This is a genomic window from Bradyrhizobium sp. USDA 336 (assembly GCF_044908355.1).
In the GTDB taxonomy this organism is placed as follows: Bacteria; Pseudomonadota; Alphaproteobacteria; order Rhizobiales; family Xanthobacteraceae; genus Bradyrhizobium; species Bradyrhizobium yuanmingense.
Genome location: NZ_JBIYDC010000002.1, coordinates 6,079,792 through 6,095,121 on the forward strand (window position 1 = coordinate 6,079,792; position 15,330 = coordinate 6,095,121).

At 63.9% G+C, this 15,330-nt stretch carries 12 protein-coding genes; 9 read left to right on the forward strand and 3 right to left on the reverse strand.

What is annotated here, in order from left to right; genetic code table 11:
• The first annotated feature begins 1 nt into the window (after position 1).
• Complete coding sequence (gene mtnA / locus ABIA45_RS29470) at positions 2-1,108, forward strand: S-methyl-5-thioribose-1-phosphate isomerase (RefSeq protein ID WP_404654574.1); 1,107 nt, start codon at positions 2-4, stop codon at positions 1,106-1,108.
• 106 nt (positions 1,109-1,214) lie between these two features.
• On the opposite strand, the gene ABIA45_RS29475 is transcribed toward mtnA, so the two are convergent.
• On the reverse strand, positions 1,215-1,850 hold the full coding sequence (locus ABIA45_RS29475; protein WP_157285373.1) for an HAD-IA family hydrolase: 636 nt from the start codon (positions 1,848-1,850) through the stop codon (positions 1,215-1,217).
• A 104-nt stretch (positions 1,851-1,954) separates the two neighbouring features.
• Between ABIA45_RS29475 and ABIA45_RS29480 the strand changes: the two genes are divergently transcribed.
• Positions 1,955-2,713: a S1 family peptidase gene (locus ABIA45_RS29480; RefSeq protein WP_404654575.1), complete on the forward strand. Its 759-nt coding sequence runs from the start codon at positions 1,955-1,957 to the stop codon at positions 2,711-2,713.
• 125 nt (positions 2,714-2,838) lie between these two features.
• Positions 2,839-4,341 carry a flavin-containing monooxygenase gene (locus ABIA45_RS29485; protein ID WP_404654576.1) on the forward strand — a complete coding sequence of 501 codons (1,503 nt, stop codon included), beginning with the start codon at positions 2,839-2,841 and terminating at the stop codon, positions 4,339-4,341.
• Positions 4,342-4,472: 131 nt separating this feature from the next.
• On the opposite strand, the gene ABIA45_RS29490 is transcribed toward ABIA45_RS29485, so the two are convergent.
• Together ABIA45_RS29490 and ABIA45_RS29495 are read right to left on the reverse strand one after the other, a co-directional pair.
• Positions 4,473-5,399 carry a response regulator gene (locus ABIA45_RS29490; protein WP_404654577.1) on the reverse strand — a complete coding sequence of 309 codons (927 nt, stop codon included), beginning with the start codon at positions 5,397-5,399 and terminating at the stop codon, positions 4,473-4,475.
• Positions 5,383-8,754, reverse strand: a complete 3,372-nt coding sequence (locus ABIA45_RS29495) for an ATP-binding protein (RefSeq protein WP_404654578.1) — start codon at positions 8,752-8,754, stop codon at positions 5,383-5,385. Before ABIA45_RS29495 ends, ABIA45_RS29490 begins: the two co-directional genes overlap by 17 nt.
• A gap of 169 nt (positions 8,755-8,923) precedes the next feature.
• Here ABIA45_RS29495 and urtA point away from each other — a divergent pair, with 169 nt between their 5' ends.
• The 6 genes from urtA (at position 8,924) to fmdA (ending at position 15,318) form a co-directional block, all read left to right on the forward strand.
• Positions 8,924-10,183 carry an urea ABC transporter substrate-binding protein gene (urtA, locus tag ABIA45_RS29500; protein ID WP_036002134.1) on the forward strand — a complete coding sequence of 420 codons (1,260 nt, stop codon included), beginning with the start codon at positions 8,924-8,926 and terminating at the stop codon, positions 10,181-10,183.
• A 145-nt stretch (positions 10,184-10,328) separates the two neighbouring features.
• Positions 10,329-11,255 carry an urea ABC transporter permease subunit UrtB gene (gene urtB, locus ABIA45_RS29505; RefSeq protein ID WP_404654579.1) on the forward strand — a complete coding sequence of 309 codons (927 nt, stop codon included), beginning with the start codon at positions 10,329-10,331 and terminating at the stop codon, positions 11,253-11,255.
• Positions 11,256-11,272: 17 nt separating this feature from the next.
• On the forward strand, positions 11,273-12,415 hold the full coding sequence (gene urtC / locus ABIA45_RS29510) for an urea ABC transporter permease subunit UrtC (protein WP_271541776.1): 1,143 nt from the start codon (positions 11,273-11,275) through the stop codon (positions 12,413-12,415).
• Between the two features lie 10 nt (positions 12,416-12,425).
• Positions 12,426-13,181, forward strand: a complete 756-nt coding sequence (gene urtD, locus ABIA45_RS29515) for an urea ABC transporter ATP-binding protein UrtD (RefSeq protein ID WP_404654580.1) — start codon at positions 12,426-12,428, stop codon at positions 13,179-13,181.
• Between the two features lie 190 nt (positions 13,182-13,371).
• Complete coding sequence (urtE, locus tag ABIA45_RS29520; RefSeq protein ID WP_025033327.1) at positions 13,372-14,061, forward strand: urea ABC transporter ATP-binding subunit UrtE; 690 nt, start codon at positions 13,372-13,374, stop codon at positions 14,059-14,061.
• Between the two features lie 27 nt (positions 14,062-14,088).
• Positions 14,089-15,318 carry a formamidase gene (gene fmdA / locus ABIA45_RS29525; protein ID WP_157285379.1) on the forward strand — a complete coding sequence of 410 codons (1,230 nt, stop codon included), beginning with the start codon at positions 14,089-14,091 and terminating at the stop codon, positions 15,316-15,318.
• Positions 15,319-15,330: the final 12 nt, after the last annotated feature.

The window sequence follows — 15,330 nt, forward strand, 5'->3', positions numbered from 1 at the left end:
CATGAAGGTCGACGGCAAGCATTTCCGCAGCATCTGGCGCGAGCGCGACGGCTGGTCGGTCGGAGCGATCGATCAGCGCCGGCTGCCGCATGAATTCGTCGTTGCGCGGCTGACCTCGTGTGAAGATGCGGCCGTTGCTATCAGGGACATGCTGGTGCGCGGCGCGCCGCTGATCGGCGCCACCGCCGCCTACGGCATGGCGCTCGCGATGCGCGAGGACGCCTCCGACGCCGGGCTGCAACGCGCTTATGACACCCTCGTCGTGGCGCGGCCGACCGCGATCAATCTGAAGTGGGCGCTGGACGAGATGCGCGCGGCGCTCGCGCCGATCGATCCGGCGGAACGGGCGGAAGCAGCCTATGCACGCGCCGACGAGATCGCCGAGCAGGACGTCGAGATCAATCGCGGCATTGCCGACAACGGCCTGAAGCTGATCGAGGCGACCGCGGCGAAGAAGCCGGGCGAGGTGGTCAACGTGCTGACCCATTGCAACGCCGGCTGGCTCGCCACCGTCGATTGGGGCACGGCGACGGCGCCGATCTATCTCGCGCATGAACTCGGCATCAAGATCCATGTCTGGGTCGACGAGACCCGTCCGCGCAACCAGGGCGCCTCGCTCACGGCCTGGGAGCTTGGCCATCACGGCGTGCCCCACACGGTGATCCCGGACAATACCGGCGGACATCTGATGCAGCACGGCATGGTCGATCTCGCCATCGTCGGCACCGACCGCGTCGCCGCCAATGGCGACGTCTGCAACAAGATCGGCACTTACCTGAAGGCGCTAGCCGCGCATGACAACGGTGTGCCGTTCTACGTCGCGCTGCCGTCGCCGACGATCGATTTCGCCGTCCATGACGGCATCCGCGACATCCCGATCGAGCAGCGCAGCGGCGTGGAGGTCACCGACATGACCGGCCGCACCGCGGACGGCCGGCTGGAGACGGTACGCATCGTGCCCGAAAACTCGCCGGTCGCGAACTACGCCTTCGACGTGACGCCGGCGCGGCTCGTCACCGGTCTCATCACCGAGCGCGGCGTGCTGAAGCCGGATCGCGCCGCGCTGGCGTCGGCATTTCCGGAACGGATCGCTGCTGGGTCGAAATAGTTCTCGTAGGGTGGGCAAAGGCGCGAAAGCGCCGTGCCCACCATCTTCATTCCGCCGCGAGTTTTGGTGGGCACGCTTCGCTTTGCCCACCCTACGATTTTACGAACTAAGTTAGCTTCAGCCCCGTCGCCGTCTCCAGCTCCGCGATCGCCTGCGCGCCGCTCGTGACCTTGATCGTGGTCATGCCCATCTGGCGCGCCGGCTTCAAATTGACGCCGAGATCGTCGAGATAAACGCAATTGTTCGGGTCGACCTTCAGCGTCTCGACCATCATCTGGTAGATGCGTGGATCCGGCTTGCGCAGACCGATCTTGGCGGATTCGATGACGTGATCGAACAGCACCATGACTTCGGCGATGTAGAGGGAGCGCCCCGTCATGCTGCCGATCGCGTTGGCCGGCAGATTGTTGGTGATGCAACCGGTCTTGAATTGCGCCTTGATGCGCTTGAGGGCCTCGACCATCTCCGGGCGCAGATCGCCCTGCAGCAGCGGCAACACGTCTCGGCCGCGCACCTCCGCGCCGAGCGCGAGCGATTCGGCGGCGAACAATGCGTCGAACGTCTCGATGTCGACCTCGGCCCGCTCGAATTTGGCCCAGGCGTTTTCCAAATGATTGGCGGCGTTGGTGCGCCGGATGATATCGGCGGGCAGGCCGCGCTCGGTCTCGAACCGTGTGAACGCCTCGAAGGGCGAGCTCGTCAGCACGCCGCCGAAATCAAAGATCACCGCCTCGATCGCCAATGTCCTGCCCTCGTCAATTGCTTTCCAAGAGGGCTAGCATGCGCTATCGGCAAGAGCCAGTCCGAAGCAATCGCCCGCCTTCACCGATGCCGATGCGTGTTCCCATGAAGAAGCTCGCCACCCTCATCGCAGCTGCGCTGCTGCTCACGGCGCCCGCTCACGCCATCGTCGGCGGCGGCACGCCGCAGGCAGATGGCGTCGCCCGCGCCGTCGTCACCATCGTCGGATCGCGCGGCAATTTCTGCACCGGCAGCCTGATCGCCCTGAGGCTGGTGTTGACGGTCGCCCATTGCGTGCAGCCTGGCGCGGATTACAAGGTGGTCGATCGCGGCGGCGACGGCCAGCCGCAATTGCTGAACGTGCGCACCGTCGCGATCCATCCGAACTTCAACATGCAAGCGATGCAGGCGCATCGCGCCACCGCCGACGTGGCGCTGCTGCAGTTGGAAATTCCACCAAAGGGAAAATCCACGGTGACGGTCGGCATGCCCACGATTCCAATTCAGGTCGGCAGCCGCTTCGTCATCGCCGGCATTGGCGTCACGGTTCACGGTGACGGCAAAAGCGGTGGCACCACGCGCGTTGCCGGCCTCGTCGCAACCGGACAGCCCGGCACGCTGCAGATTCGCCTGGTCGATCCCGTAACCAACGGTGTTCGCGGCGGAATTGGCGCCTGCACCGGCGATTCCGGCGGCCCCGTGTTCGAGGACAGGTCGAACGGTCCCGTGCTCGTCGGCCTCATCAGCTGGTCGACAGGACCGAACGGCGCCGCCGGTTGCGGCGGCTTGACCGGCGTGACGCCGCTGACACTCTATCGCGACTGGATCTTGCAGACCGCGCGGAGCTGGGGTGCGGCACTGTGATTTGACCGCGACTTGATCTATGTCATTTTGAAGCGGAGGCGCGGCGGGTGATCATGCCCGTCGCGGAGGAAACGCGCCGTCCAATCAAGGACGGCCACAAAGACAAGCAAGGCATAGAAGCAACAATGAATGTCGCTGTTCGCAGTCACGCCACGGCCAAACAGGCTTCTGAACATTTCGACGTGCTGATCGTCGGCGCCGGCATCTCCGGCATCGGTAGCGCCTATCACATCCAGAAGCAGCTTCCGGGCACGAGCTACGTCATCCTGGAGACGCAGGAAACATTCGGCGGCACCTGGAGCACGCATCGCTATCCCGGCATTCGCTCCGACAGCGATCTCCACACCTTCGGCTACAGCTTCAAGCCTTGGGTCGGCCCGCCAATTGCGACCGCCGAGGAGATCCTCTCCTATATGAAGGAGGTGATCGACGACAACGATATCGCGCGGCACATCCGCTACAAGCACAAGATCAGTTCCGCGAGCTGGTCGAGCGAGCAGAATCTCTGGACCATCGACGCCGTGACGACCGACACCGGCGAGCCCAGAACTTTCACGGCGAACTTTCTCTGGATGTGCCAGGGCTATTATCGCCATTCCGAAGGCTACACGCCGGAATGGAAGGGCATGGACCGTTTCAAGGGCCGCATCGTCCATCCCCAGACCTGGCCCGACGATATCGACCTCACGAACAAGAAGGTGGTGGTGATCGGCTCGGGCGCGACCGCGGCAACACTGGTGCCGAACATCACCGACAAGTGCGCCCATGTCACCATGCTGCAGCGCTCGCCGACCTACTTCCGCCTCGGCCGCAACGCCATAGAGATCGCGGAGGAACTACGACGGCTGCAGGTTGACGAAGCCTGGATCCACGAGATCGTGCGGCGCAAAATCCTGTTCGAGCAGGATGCCTTCACCAAGCTCTGCGTGTCCAAGCCCGAGCAGGTGAAGAAGGAGCTGATCGGCCAGATCAGCGCCGTGCTCGGTCCCGACTACGACGTCGAGACCCACTTCACGCCAAAATACCGGCCCTGGCGGCAGCGCATCGCCTTCGTGCCGGATGCCGATCTGTTCAAGGGCATCGCCAGCGGCAAGGCCTCCGTCGTCACCGACGAGATCGAATGCTTCGTCGAGAACGGCATCCAGCTCAAGTCCGGCAAGCTGCTCGAGGCCGATGTCATCGTCACTGCGACCGGCTTCAATCTTGCCGCGCTCGGCGATATCGCCTTCGAGATCGACGGCAAGCCGCTCGCCTTCGGCGACACCGTCACCTATCGCGGCATGATGTTCACGGGCGTGCCGAACATGGTCTGGGTGTTCGGCTATTTCCGCGCCAGCTGGACGCTGCGCGTCGATCTCGTCGCCGATTTCGTCTGCCGGCTGCTCGGGCACATGAAGGCGAAGGGCGCAAAGAAAGTCGAGGTCAAGCTGCGCCCAGAGGACCACAACATGCCGATCTTGCCCTGGATCGATCCGGAAAACTTCAACCCCGGCTACATGATGCGCAACATGAACCTGTTGCCCAAGCGCGGCGACAAGCCGGAATGGCAGCACAGCCAGGATTATTGGACCGAGAAGGACGAGATCCCGAAGACGAACCTGGACGACAAGGCGTTCGTGTATGGTTGAAGCGAGCCGCTGCCACGAACTCGTCATGCCCGGGCTTGTCTCGGGCATCCACGCCTTTCACGAAAGAAATACGTGGATGGCCGGGACAAGCCCGGCCATGACGCCGAGCAGGTAGTTGGATCTCGTCGAGCTCAAGAATTCCGCCGCGTCGCATTCGCGGCGATCGCGGCCGCGGCGGTCCGGTTCTCCACCCCGAGTTTGGCGTAGATCTGCTCCAGGTGCTTGTCGACGGTGCGCGGGCTGAGGCCCAGAATTTGCGCGATGTCGCGGTTGGTCTTGCCCTTGCTAAGCCAGGCCAGCACCTCGCCCTCGCGCGTGGTGAGGCCGAGCTCGCTGGTGAATTCGGGCGGCAGCGCGGTGCCGGCTTCCTTGGATAGCCGCAGCAGGAATTCGTTCGGCGCGGTCTCGCCCATGTAGTAGAAGCGGAGCTGCGGATTGTCGGGCAGCGACGCGGCCTGGGATTTCGAGCCGCTCTTGGCCTTCGCCTGCTCGAGCCATTGCAGCAGCGTCGGCGGCAGCACGAAGTCGCCGGCCTGCGCGCCGTGATGATCGGATAGCAGCTTCTGCGCCTGCGGCGTCGCCCACAGCAAATTGCCCTGGCGATTGACCGCGAACAGGAAACGGCCTGAGACGTCGAGCGCGGCGCGCGCGCTCTGGGTCAGCCGGGCATTGCCGAGATGGACCCGGATGCGCGCCAGCATCTCCTCGATCACGATCGGCTTGGTCACGTAGTCGACACCGCCGGCTTCCAGTCCACGCACGATGTGCTCGGTTTCGGCCAGACCCGTCATGAAGATGACCGGGACATTGGCGAGACCCGCATCGCGCTTGAGCCGGCGGCAGGTCTCGAACCCGTCGATGCCGGGCATTACGGCATCGAGCAGGATGATGTCGGGCGTGATCTGGTCGATGATGCGCATCGCCGCGGCGCCGTCGAGCGCCACCATCACCGTCATGCCGGCGCCGTCGAGCGCGTCGGTGAGCAGCCGGAGCGTCTCCGGGGAATCGTCGACGACGAGCGCGACGTCGCGCTTCTTCGATTCAATGCTCATAAGCATGCAACGTCTTCAATGTGTCCATGTACTGGTCGAGATCGAAGCGATCGACCAGCGACCGCATCTGCGCGACGAAGTCGGCATGCTCGGGGTGCTCGCTGCCGATCTCGTCCAGCTTCAGCTGGATGCCCTTGACGTAGCCGATCTGGCCGAGCCCGATCAGCGCCTCGATGTGCCGCAGCGGCGGCTTCGATCCGGTCTCCGGATGCCAGAACGGCACCGCGACCTCGTGCGAGCCGTATTGCCATTCGATCTTGAGAAGCTGGCGAATCGTCGCCAGCAGCCGCGGGATGTCGATCGGCTTCATCAGGTAGCCGTCGTGGAAGGGCTGCGCCAGCGGCGTGCCATGAGCCTCGAGCGCGCTTGCCGACACCATCAGGATGCGGGCCTGATGATGGCCGCTGGCGCGCAAGGCCTCGGCGACCGCCCAGCCGTCCATGGCGGGCATCGAGATGTCGAGCAGGAACAGATCGGGCCGGCAATGCTGCGCCAATGCGAGGCAGCCGGCGCCGTCGGGCGCGCTGAGCAGGATGAAGCCGAGCGGCGTTAGCACCTCGCGCAGGAGGTCGCGATGCACGGGATCGTCGTCGGTGACGAGGATGGTCTTGCGCGGGCCGTGATAGCCTGAGACCGGCGCCTCCACCGGCGCGGTGCGCTGGGGATTGGCGACCTCCGAGAGCAGGATCTTGACCCTGAAGGTCGAGCCGGTGCCGACCGTGCTCGTGACCTTGATGTCGCCGCCCATCACGCCGGCGAGCAGGCGGCTGATGGTGAGCCCGAGGCCGGTGCCGGTCTGCGGCTGCGAGGCGCCGAGCGCACCCCGCTCGAACGGCGCGAAGATGCGTTCGAGGTCCTCGCCCTGGATGCCTGGGCCGGTGTCGATCACCTCGAACTCGGCGACCGGGCTGCGATAGTGCACCACGAACTGCACGCTGCCGGACTGGGTGAACTTGATGGCGTTCGAGAGCAGGTTGATCAGCACCTGGCGCAGCCGCTTCTCGTCGGCATAGACCACGCGCGGCAGCGTCGGCGGCCGCCTGAACACGAAGTCGATGCCCTTGGCCGCGGCCTGGAGGCGGAACATGCCGACGAGCTGGTCGAGGAACTCGCTCAAGCGCACTTCGTCGCGCGACAGATACAGTCGCCCCGCCTCGATCTTGGAGATGTCGAGGATGCCGTCGATCAGCCCGGAGAGATGGTCGGCGCTGCGGCGGACGACGCGGACCTGGTCGCGCGGCTTGGCGCCGAGGGTCGTATCCTGCTCGAGCAGTTGCGCATAGCCGCTGATCGCATTGAGCGGCGAGCGCAGCTCGTGGCTCAACCCGACCACGTAGCGGCTCTTGGCGAGGTTGGCGGATTCGGCGACCTCCTTGGCGCGCTGGAGCTCGGCGTCGGTGCGCTTGTGCGCGTCGATCTCCTGGATCAGCAGCGCGGTCTGCCGCCGCGTCTCGGCCTCGGCGGCGCGGCGGCTCTGCTGCGCCAGCACGAACAGCCACGCCACCACGCCGATGATGATGCTGAGCGAGAAGAACACCTTCCACAGCACGTCGGACACGAGCCCGTTGTCGCCGTGCACGTTCGCCGACGTCTGTAGGTAGATTAGTCCCAGCACCAGGGCGATCAGGCCGGCGGAGACCACGAACACGCCGATATAGTGGCCCACTTGCGAGTTGATCCGGGCGTAGATCGGCTGCGGCATCAGCCGGCCCAGCGTTTCCGACACCTGCGCCTGGAATCTCGCATGCGGCTTGCAGAGATCGTGGCAGCGCGCGTCCAGCGAACAGCACAGCGAGCAGATCGGCCCCGCATAAGCGGGGCAGGAGGCCATGTCCTCCGGCTCGAACGCGTGCTCACAGATGCAGCACTGGATCGCCTCGATGTTCTGCCAGCTCCGCTTCGGCTTGCGCGCGATGTAGTATTTGCCGCCTGTGGCCCAGGCGATCAACGGCGCCGTGAGGAAGGCCGCCGCGAGCGCGATGAAGGCCGACAGCGCCTTCGCGGTCGGCCCGAACAGGCCGTAGAAGGCGCTGATCGAGACGATGGTCGCGATCGTCATCGCTCCCACGCCGACCGGATTGACGTCGTAGAGATGCGCGCGCTTGAACTCGATCTGCTGCGGCCGCAGTCCGAGCGGCTTGTTGATGACGAGGTCGGCGACCAGCGCGCCGACCCAGGCGATCGCGACGTTGGAATAGAGCGCAAGCGTCTGCTCCAAGGCCTTGTAGACGCCGATCTCCATCAGCAGCAGGGCCACGATGACGTTGAAGACCAGCCATACCACGCGTCCGGGATGGCTGTGGGTCAAGCGCGAGAAGAAGTTCGACCAGGCGATCGAGCCGGCATAGGCGTTGGTGACGTTGATCTTGACCTGCGACAGGATCACGAAGGTGCCGGTCAAGGCCAAAGCGAGGTCGGGCTGCGACAGCACATAGCGGAATGCTTCGAGATACATGTGCGCCGGCTCGGCGGCTTCTTCGGGCGGCACGCCGTGGCTGAGTGCGAAGAAGGCGAGGAACGAGCCCGCCAGCAGCTTCAGCGCGCCCAGCACGATCCAGCCCGGCCCCGCGCTCATCAGCGCCATCCACCAGGAGGCCCTGGAGGCGCGGCGGTCGCGCGGCAGGAACCGCAGGAAGTCGACCTGCTCGCCGATCTGCGCCACCAGCGAGAACACGACCGAGGCCGCAACGCCGAACAGCAGGAGATCGAAGTGCCCGTTGAGATCGCCGTGCTCGCCGGAGAATTTGTGCCACTCCGCAAAGGAGCGCGGATTGTGCCAGGCGATCGCGGCGAACGGAATGATGTGAAGGATCACCCACAGCGGCTGCGTCCACAATTGGAAGCGGCTGATCAGCGTGATGCCGTAGGCCACCAGCGGGATGATGACGACGGCGCTGATGAGATAGCCGACCGGCCGCGGAATCCCGAAGCACATCTCGAGCGCGGATGCGAGGATCACGGCCTCGATCGCGAAGAAAATGAAGGTGAAGGAGGCGTAGATCAGCGAGGTGACGGTCGAGCCGATGTAACCGAAGCCGGCCCCCCGCGTCAGCAGGTCGATGTCGATGCCGCATTTGGCGGCATAATACGCAATAGGCACCCCGCAGCCGAAGATGATGACGGAAACCACGACGATGGCGGCAGTCGCGTTGGTGACGCCATAGTTCAGCGTGATGGTCCCGCCGATCGCCTCCATCGCCAGGAACGAGATCGCGCCCAGTGCCGTGTTGGCGACGCGGGCGGCGGACCAGCGCCGCGCGCTTTTGGCGGTGAAGCGCAGGGCGTAATCTTCCAGCGTCTGGTTGGCGACCCATTGATTGTACTGGCGCCTGACGCGGTCTATTCGCTGCCGCCCTGCCACTTAACCCCACTCCCGATACGGACCCGGACCCCTCGCAAATTCCGTACCAGAAGCCTACGTCGGCATTTTGCGGTGCAGTATACGCGATCTTGCGTATGCGTGGGCTGCATAAATTCGAGCCATCCTCACGGGCACCAATCGCGTGTTCTCGAACAAAAGTGGGGTGCTCATGTCAGACGAAGCAAACAAGGGCCTGTTGTCGCCGCTGCGGCGCAAATTATTGATGGGAATGGCCGCAGTGCCGGCCATCACCATGCTGCCGCGCGGGTCATTTGCGCAGGCGCCGGCGACCTCGGCGGTCAACACCACGGGTCTGGCCGTCACCGACACCGAGGTCACGGTCGGCATCCTGCATTCGGCGACCGGCACCATGGCGATCTCCGAGACCGGCTCGATCCAGGCCGAAAAGCTCGCTATCGAGCAGATCAACGCGGCCGGCGGCGTGCTCGGCCGCAAGATCAAGTTCATCCAGGAGGACGGCGCGTCGGACTGGCCGACCTTCGCCGAAAAGGCGAAGAAGCTGCTCGTCAACGACAAGGTGGCGGCGATCATGGGCTGCTGGACCTCGGCCTCGCGCAAGGCGGTGCTTCCTGTCGTCGAGCAGTATAACGGCATGCTCTACTACCCGACCTTCTACGAAGGCCTCGAGCAGTCCAAGAACGTCATCTACACCGGCCAGGAAGCGACCCAGCAGATTCTCGCCGGCCTGAACTGGATCGCCAAGGAGAAGGGCGCGAAGTCCTTCTTCTTCATCGGTTCGGACTACATCTGGCCACGCACCTCCAACAAGATCGCGCGCAAGCATGTCGAGAACGTGCTCAAGGGCAAGGTCGTCGGCGAGGAATATTATGCGCTCGGCTCGACGCAGTTCAACTCGGTCATCAACAAGATCAAGCTGACCAAGCCGGACGTGATCTTCACCGACGTCGTCGGCGGTTCGAACGTCGCCTTCTACAAGCAGCTCAAGGCGGCCGGCATCGATCTCTCCAAGCAGGCACTGCTGACGATCTCGGTGACCGAGGACGAGATCGACGGTATCGGCGGCGAGAACATCGCGGGCGCCTATGCCTGCATGAAGTATTTCCAGTCGCTCGACAATGCGAACAACAAGGCTTTCGTCTCGGCGTTCAAGAAGATGTGGGGCGAGAAGACGGTGATCGGAGACGTCACCCAGGCTGCCTATCTCGGCCCCTGGCTGTGGAAGCTGACGGTCGAGAAGGCCGGCTCTTTCGACGTCGACAAGATCGCCACGGCTTCTACGGGTGTCGAGTTCAAGGGCGCGCCGGAAGGCTATGTGCGCATCCACGAGAACCATCACCTCTGGTCGAAGACGCGGGTGGGGCGCGCCAAGCTCGATGGCCAGTTCGAGCTGATCTACGAGACCGCCGATCTCGTCGAGCCGGATCCGTTCCCCAAGGGATACCAGTAAGAGCGCTAGCAGTAAGTCGCGACGCCCGTCGCACTTTTCCCCCAAGGCAAAACCGCTCCCTGGCGTGGATCGCAAGTCCATGCCTCAAGCCCCCGCGTCGCGAACCTGCTCGCGACGCGGGACCCTTTCCCGACGGAGGACATGGATGTTCGGCGACTATTCGATTGGCGACCTCGGCTCGATCTTCGTCATGCAGGGCTTCGCCGGACTGATCCTGTTCTCCGTCTATGTCCTGATGGCGCTCGGCCTTGCGATCATCTTCGGCCAGATGGGCGTCATCAACATGGCCCACGGCGAGTTCATGATCCTCGGAGCCTACGTCACCTGGATGACTTCCAATCTCTTCCAGGCCTATTTGCCGAGCCTCTTCAGCGGCTACTTCTTCCTTGCCATGATATTGGCTTTCCTCGCCTCCGGCGCGCTGGGCATGCTGGTGGAATGGGGGCTGATACGGCACCTGTACAAGCGCCCGCTCGATACGCTGCTCGCCACCTGGGGCCTCAGCCTGATGCTGCAGCAGGCCTATCGCTCAGTGTTCGGCGCGCGCGAGGTCGGCGTCGAGCTGCCGCAATGGATGCTGGGCTCGCTGCGGGTCACCGACAGCATCGAGGTGCCGATCAACGGCGTCTTCGTGATGTGCCTCACCGTGCTGATCACCATTGCCGTCGCCTACGTTCTCTACATGTCGCGCTGGGGCCGTCAGGTCCGTGCGGTCGTGCAGAACCGCATCATGGCCGGCGCGGTCGGCATCAACACCGAGAAGGTCGACTGCTACACCTTCGGCCTCGGTTGTGGCATCGCCGGTGTCGCGGGCAGCGCCTTCACCATGATCGGCTCGACCGGGCCGACGTCGGGCCAGCTCTACATCGTCGACACTTTCCTCGTCGTCGTGTTCGGCGGGGCCGCCAGCCTGCTCGGCACCATCGCTTCGGCCTTCTCGATCTCGCAGACGCAATCGACGCTCGAGTTCTTCATGTCGGGCTCGATGGCCAAGGTGCTCACGCTGCTCGCCGTGGTCGGCATCCTGATGCTGCGGCCGCAGGGCCTGTTCGCCCTCAAGGTCCGCAAATAACGAGAAGCAGGCAAGTCATGATCATCAACTCACGCTTCTTCAACCGATCCGAACTGATGGGCTTCATTGCGCTCGCCGCCGTGCTGTTCGTGATCCTGCCGCTGACGCTGGACGTGTTCCGCCTCAACCTGGTCGCGAAATATTTGACCTACGCCTTTGTCGCGATTGGCCTCGTGCTGTGCTGGGGCTATGGCGGCATCTTGAGCCTGGGGCAGGGCGTGTTCTTCGGCCTCGGCGGCTATTGCATGGCGATGTTCCTCAAGCTCGAGGCCTCAAGCGTCGAGAACACCAAGATCCAGTCGACGCCCGGCATTCCCGATTTCATGGACTGGAATCAGATCACGGCGCTGCCGTTCTTCTGGCAGCCGTTTCACAGCCTCACCTTCACCATCCTCGCCATCATCCTGGTGCCCGGCCTGTTCGCCCTGATCATCGGCACCGCGATGTTCAAGCGCCGCGTCGGCGGCACCTATTTCGCGATCATCACCCAGGCCGTCGCCGCCATCCTCACCATCCTGATCGTGGGACAGCAGGGCTATACCGGCGGCATCAACGGCATGACCGACCTGCGCACGCTGAAGGGTTGGGACATCCGGCCCGATCACGCCAAGATCATCCTGTACTTCGTCGAGGTGGTGTTGCTGTTCGCCTGCATCGGCATCGCGCAGTTCATCCGCCTGACCAAGCTCGGCCGCATCCTGGTGGCGATGCGCGAGCAGGAGGACCGCGTCCGCTTCTCCGGCTACAGCGTCGCCAATTTCAAGATCTTCGCCTTCTGCATGGCCGCGATCTTCGCCGCGATCGGTGGCGCCATGTTCGCGCTCAATGTCGGTTTCATGTCGCCGTCCTTCGTCGGCATCGTGCCGTCGATCGAGATGGTGATCTACACCGCGGTCGGCGGGCGGATGTCGATCTTCGGCGCGGTCTGGGGCGCCATCCTGGTGAATTTCGCCAAGACCAGCCTGTCGGAATCCTTCCCGCAACTCTGGCTGTTTGGTCTCGGCGCGCTGTTCATCGCCGTCGTGCTTGCCTTCCCCAATGGCCTGTCCGGGCTCTGGGCCGATTACGTGCAGCCGCGCATCGATCGGCTGTTCGCCTCCCGCAAGCCGAAGGCCGGCTGGACCGACAATTCCGTTGCCGACGGCGCACCGGCGGAGTGAGGAGGCGATCATGCTCATCGGACATCAGCCCAAGGACTTCCTGCTCGCGGTCTCCGGCCTCACCGTCTCGTTCGACGGGTTCAAGGCGGTCAACGATCTCTCCTTCTATGTCGAGGAGAACGAGATCCGCGTCATCATCGGTCCCAACGGCGCTGGCAAGACCACGGTGCTCGACCTGATCTGCGGCAAGACCAGGGCGACCTCGGGTTCGATCCAGTTTCGTGGCAAGGAGCTCACGAAGATGAGGGAGAACGAGATCGTGCAGACCGGCGTCGGGCGCAAGTTCCAGACGCCGTCGGTGTTCGAGGATCTCACCGTGTTCGAGAACCTCGAGATCTCGTTCCCGCGCGGCCGCACCGTGTTCGGCTCGCTGACCTTCCAGCGCGACCAGCTGGTGAAGGACCGGGTCGAGGAGATCGCGGAGATGATCTTCCTCAAGGACAAGCTCAACACCTACGCCGACGAGCTCAGCCACGGCCAGAAGCAGTGGCTCGAGATCGGCATGCTGCTGATCCAGGACCCCGACCTCTTGATGCTCGACGAGCCCGTGGCCGGCATGAGCGTGTCCGAGCGCGCCAAGACGGCCGAGCTGCTCAACCGCATCATCAAGAACCGTTCGGTGCTGGTGATCGAGCACGACATGAAGTTCGTCGAGGACATCGCGCACAAGGTCACCGTGCTGCACCAGGGCCAGATCCTCTCGGAGGGCACCATGGAGAAGGTGAAGAACGATCCCAAGGTCATCGAAGTGTACCTGGGGCATTGACGATGGCGCGCGAGGAGCAAGCACGCGCGGCGATCTCCGTCCACCTCTCCCATAGGGAGAGGTCGAATTGCGCAGCAATTCGGGTGAGGGGTTTCGCTTTCTTGTTGGAACTGCGCCCCCTCACCCGGCGCTACGCGCCGACCTCTCCCGGTGGGGAGAGGTGAAGAAGCACCGAGCCTAGGAGCACATCATGCTGGCTATTTCCGATCTCCACGTCGCCTACGGCCAGAGCGAGGTGCTGCACGGGCTCAACGTCAAGGTCGCGGCGAACGAGATCGTCGCGATCATGGGCCGCAACGGCATGGGCAAGACCACGCTGATGAAGTCGCTGATGGGCATCCTGCCGGCCAAAAGCGGCTCGGTGAGCATGGACGGCGCCGAGCTCGGCAACCTCAAGAGCTTCGAACGCGTCGCCAAGGGCCTCGCCTATGTGCCGCAGGGCCGCATGATCTTCTCCACCATGACGGTGAAGGAGAACATCGAGACCGGCCTCGTCGTCTCCGGCGGCTCCGAGGTGCCTGACGACATCTACGAACTGTTCCCGGTGCTGCTCGAGATGAAGGGCCGCCGCGGCGGCAATCTCTCCGGCGGGCAACAGCAACAACTGGCCATCGCCCGTGCGCTCGCCACCAAGCCGAAGGTGCTGCTGCTGGACGAACCGACCGAAGGCATCCAGCCCTCCATCATCAAGGAGATGGCGCGCACCCTGAAGCGCATCCGTGACGAGAAGGGGCTTTCGATCGTCGTCTCCGAGCAGGTCCTGAGCTTCGCGCTCGACATCGCCGACCGCGTGCTGGTGATCGAGAACGGCGAGATCGTGCGCGACGATCCGCGCGATGCCGTCGATGCCGCGCAGGTCTCGAAATATCTGTCCGTCTAACCAACCGTGTAAAAGGGGAGCATCTCGATGCCAGAGACACTGATCAAGGTCGATCTCACCAAGTCGGCCTATGAAAACGACATGGTGCACAACCGCTGGCACCCCGACATCCCGATCGTGGCCTGGGTCAATCCCGGGGACGATTTCATCATCGAGACCTATGACTGGACCGGCGGCTTCATCAAGAACAACGATTCCGCTGACGACGTGCGCGACATCGACCTGTCGATCGTGCACTTCCTCTCCGGCCCGATCGGCGTCAAGGGCGCCGAGCCCGGCGACCTTCTCGTGGTCGACCTGCTCGACGTCGGTCCGCTCAAGGAGAGCCTGTGGGGCTTCAACGGCTTCTTCTCCAAGCAGAACGGCGGCGGCTTCCTCACCGACCATTTCCCGCTGGCGCAGAAGTCGATCTGGGACATCAAGGGTCTCTACACCTCGTCCCGGCACGTGCCCGGCGTCAACTTTGCCGGTCTGATCCATCCCGGCCTGATCGGCTGTCTGCCCGATCCCAAGATGCTGGAGACCTGGAACAAGCGCGAGGCCGAGCTGATCTCGACCAACCCAACCCGCGTGCCCGGCCTTGCCAACCCGCCGTTCGCGCCGACCGCCCATGGCGGCCGCGCCAAGGGCGACGTCAAAGCCAAGATCGGTGCCGAGGGTGCGCGCACCGTGCCGCCGCGCGAGCATGGCGGCAATTGCGACATCAAGGATCTCTCGCGCGGCTCGAAGATCTACTTCCCGGTCTACGTCCCCGGCGCGGGCCTATCGATGGGCGACCTGCACTTCAGCCAGGGCGACGGCGAGATCACCTTCTGCGGTGCGATCGAGATGGCCGGCTGGCTCCACCTGAAGGTGGAAGTGATCAAGGACGGCATGTCGAAGTACGGCATCAAGAATCCGATCTTCAAGCCGTCGCCGATCACGCCGAACTACAAGGACTATCTGATCTTCGAAGGTATCTCGGTGGACGAGGCCGGCAAGCAGCACTATCTCGACGTCCACATCGCCTATCGCCAGGCCTGCTTGAATGCGATCGAGTATCTCAAGAAGTTCGGCTATTCCGGCGCCCAGGCCTATTCGATCCTCGGCACCGCGCCGTGCCAGGGCCACATCTCCGGCGTGGTCGACGTGCCCAATGCCTGCGCCACGCTGTGGCTGCCGACCGAGATCTTCGACTTCGACGTGATGCCGTCGGCGGCCGGTCCCATCAAGCACATCACCGGCGACATCCAAATGCCGATCTCGCCGGACAAGTGACGCCGCGCTCCC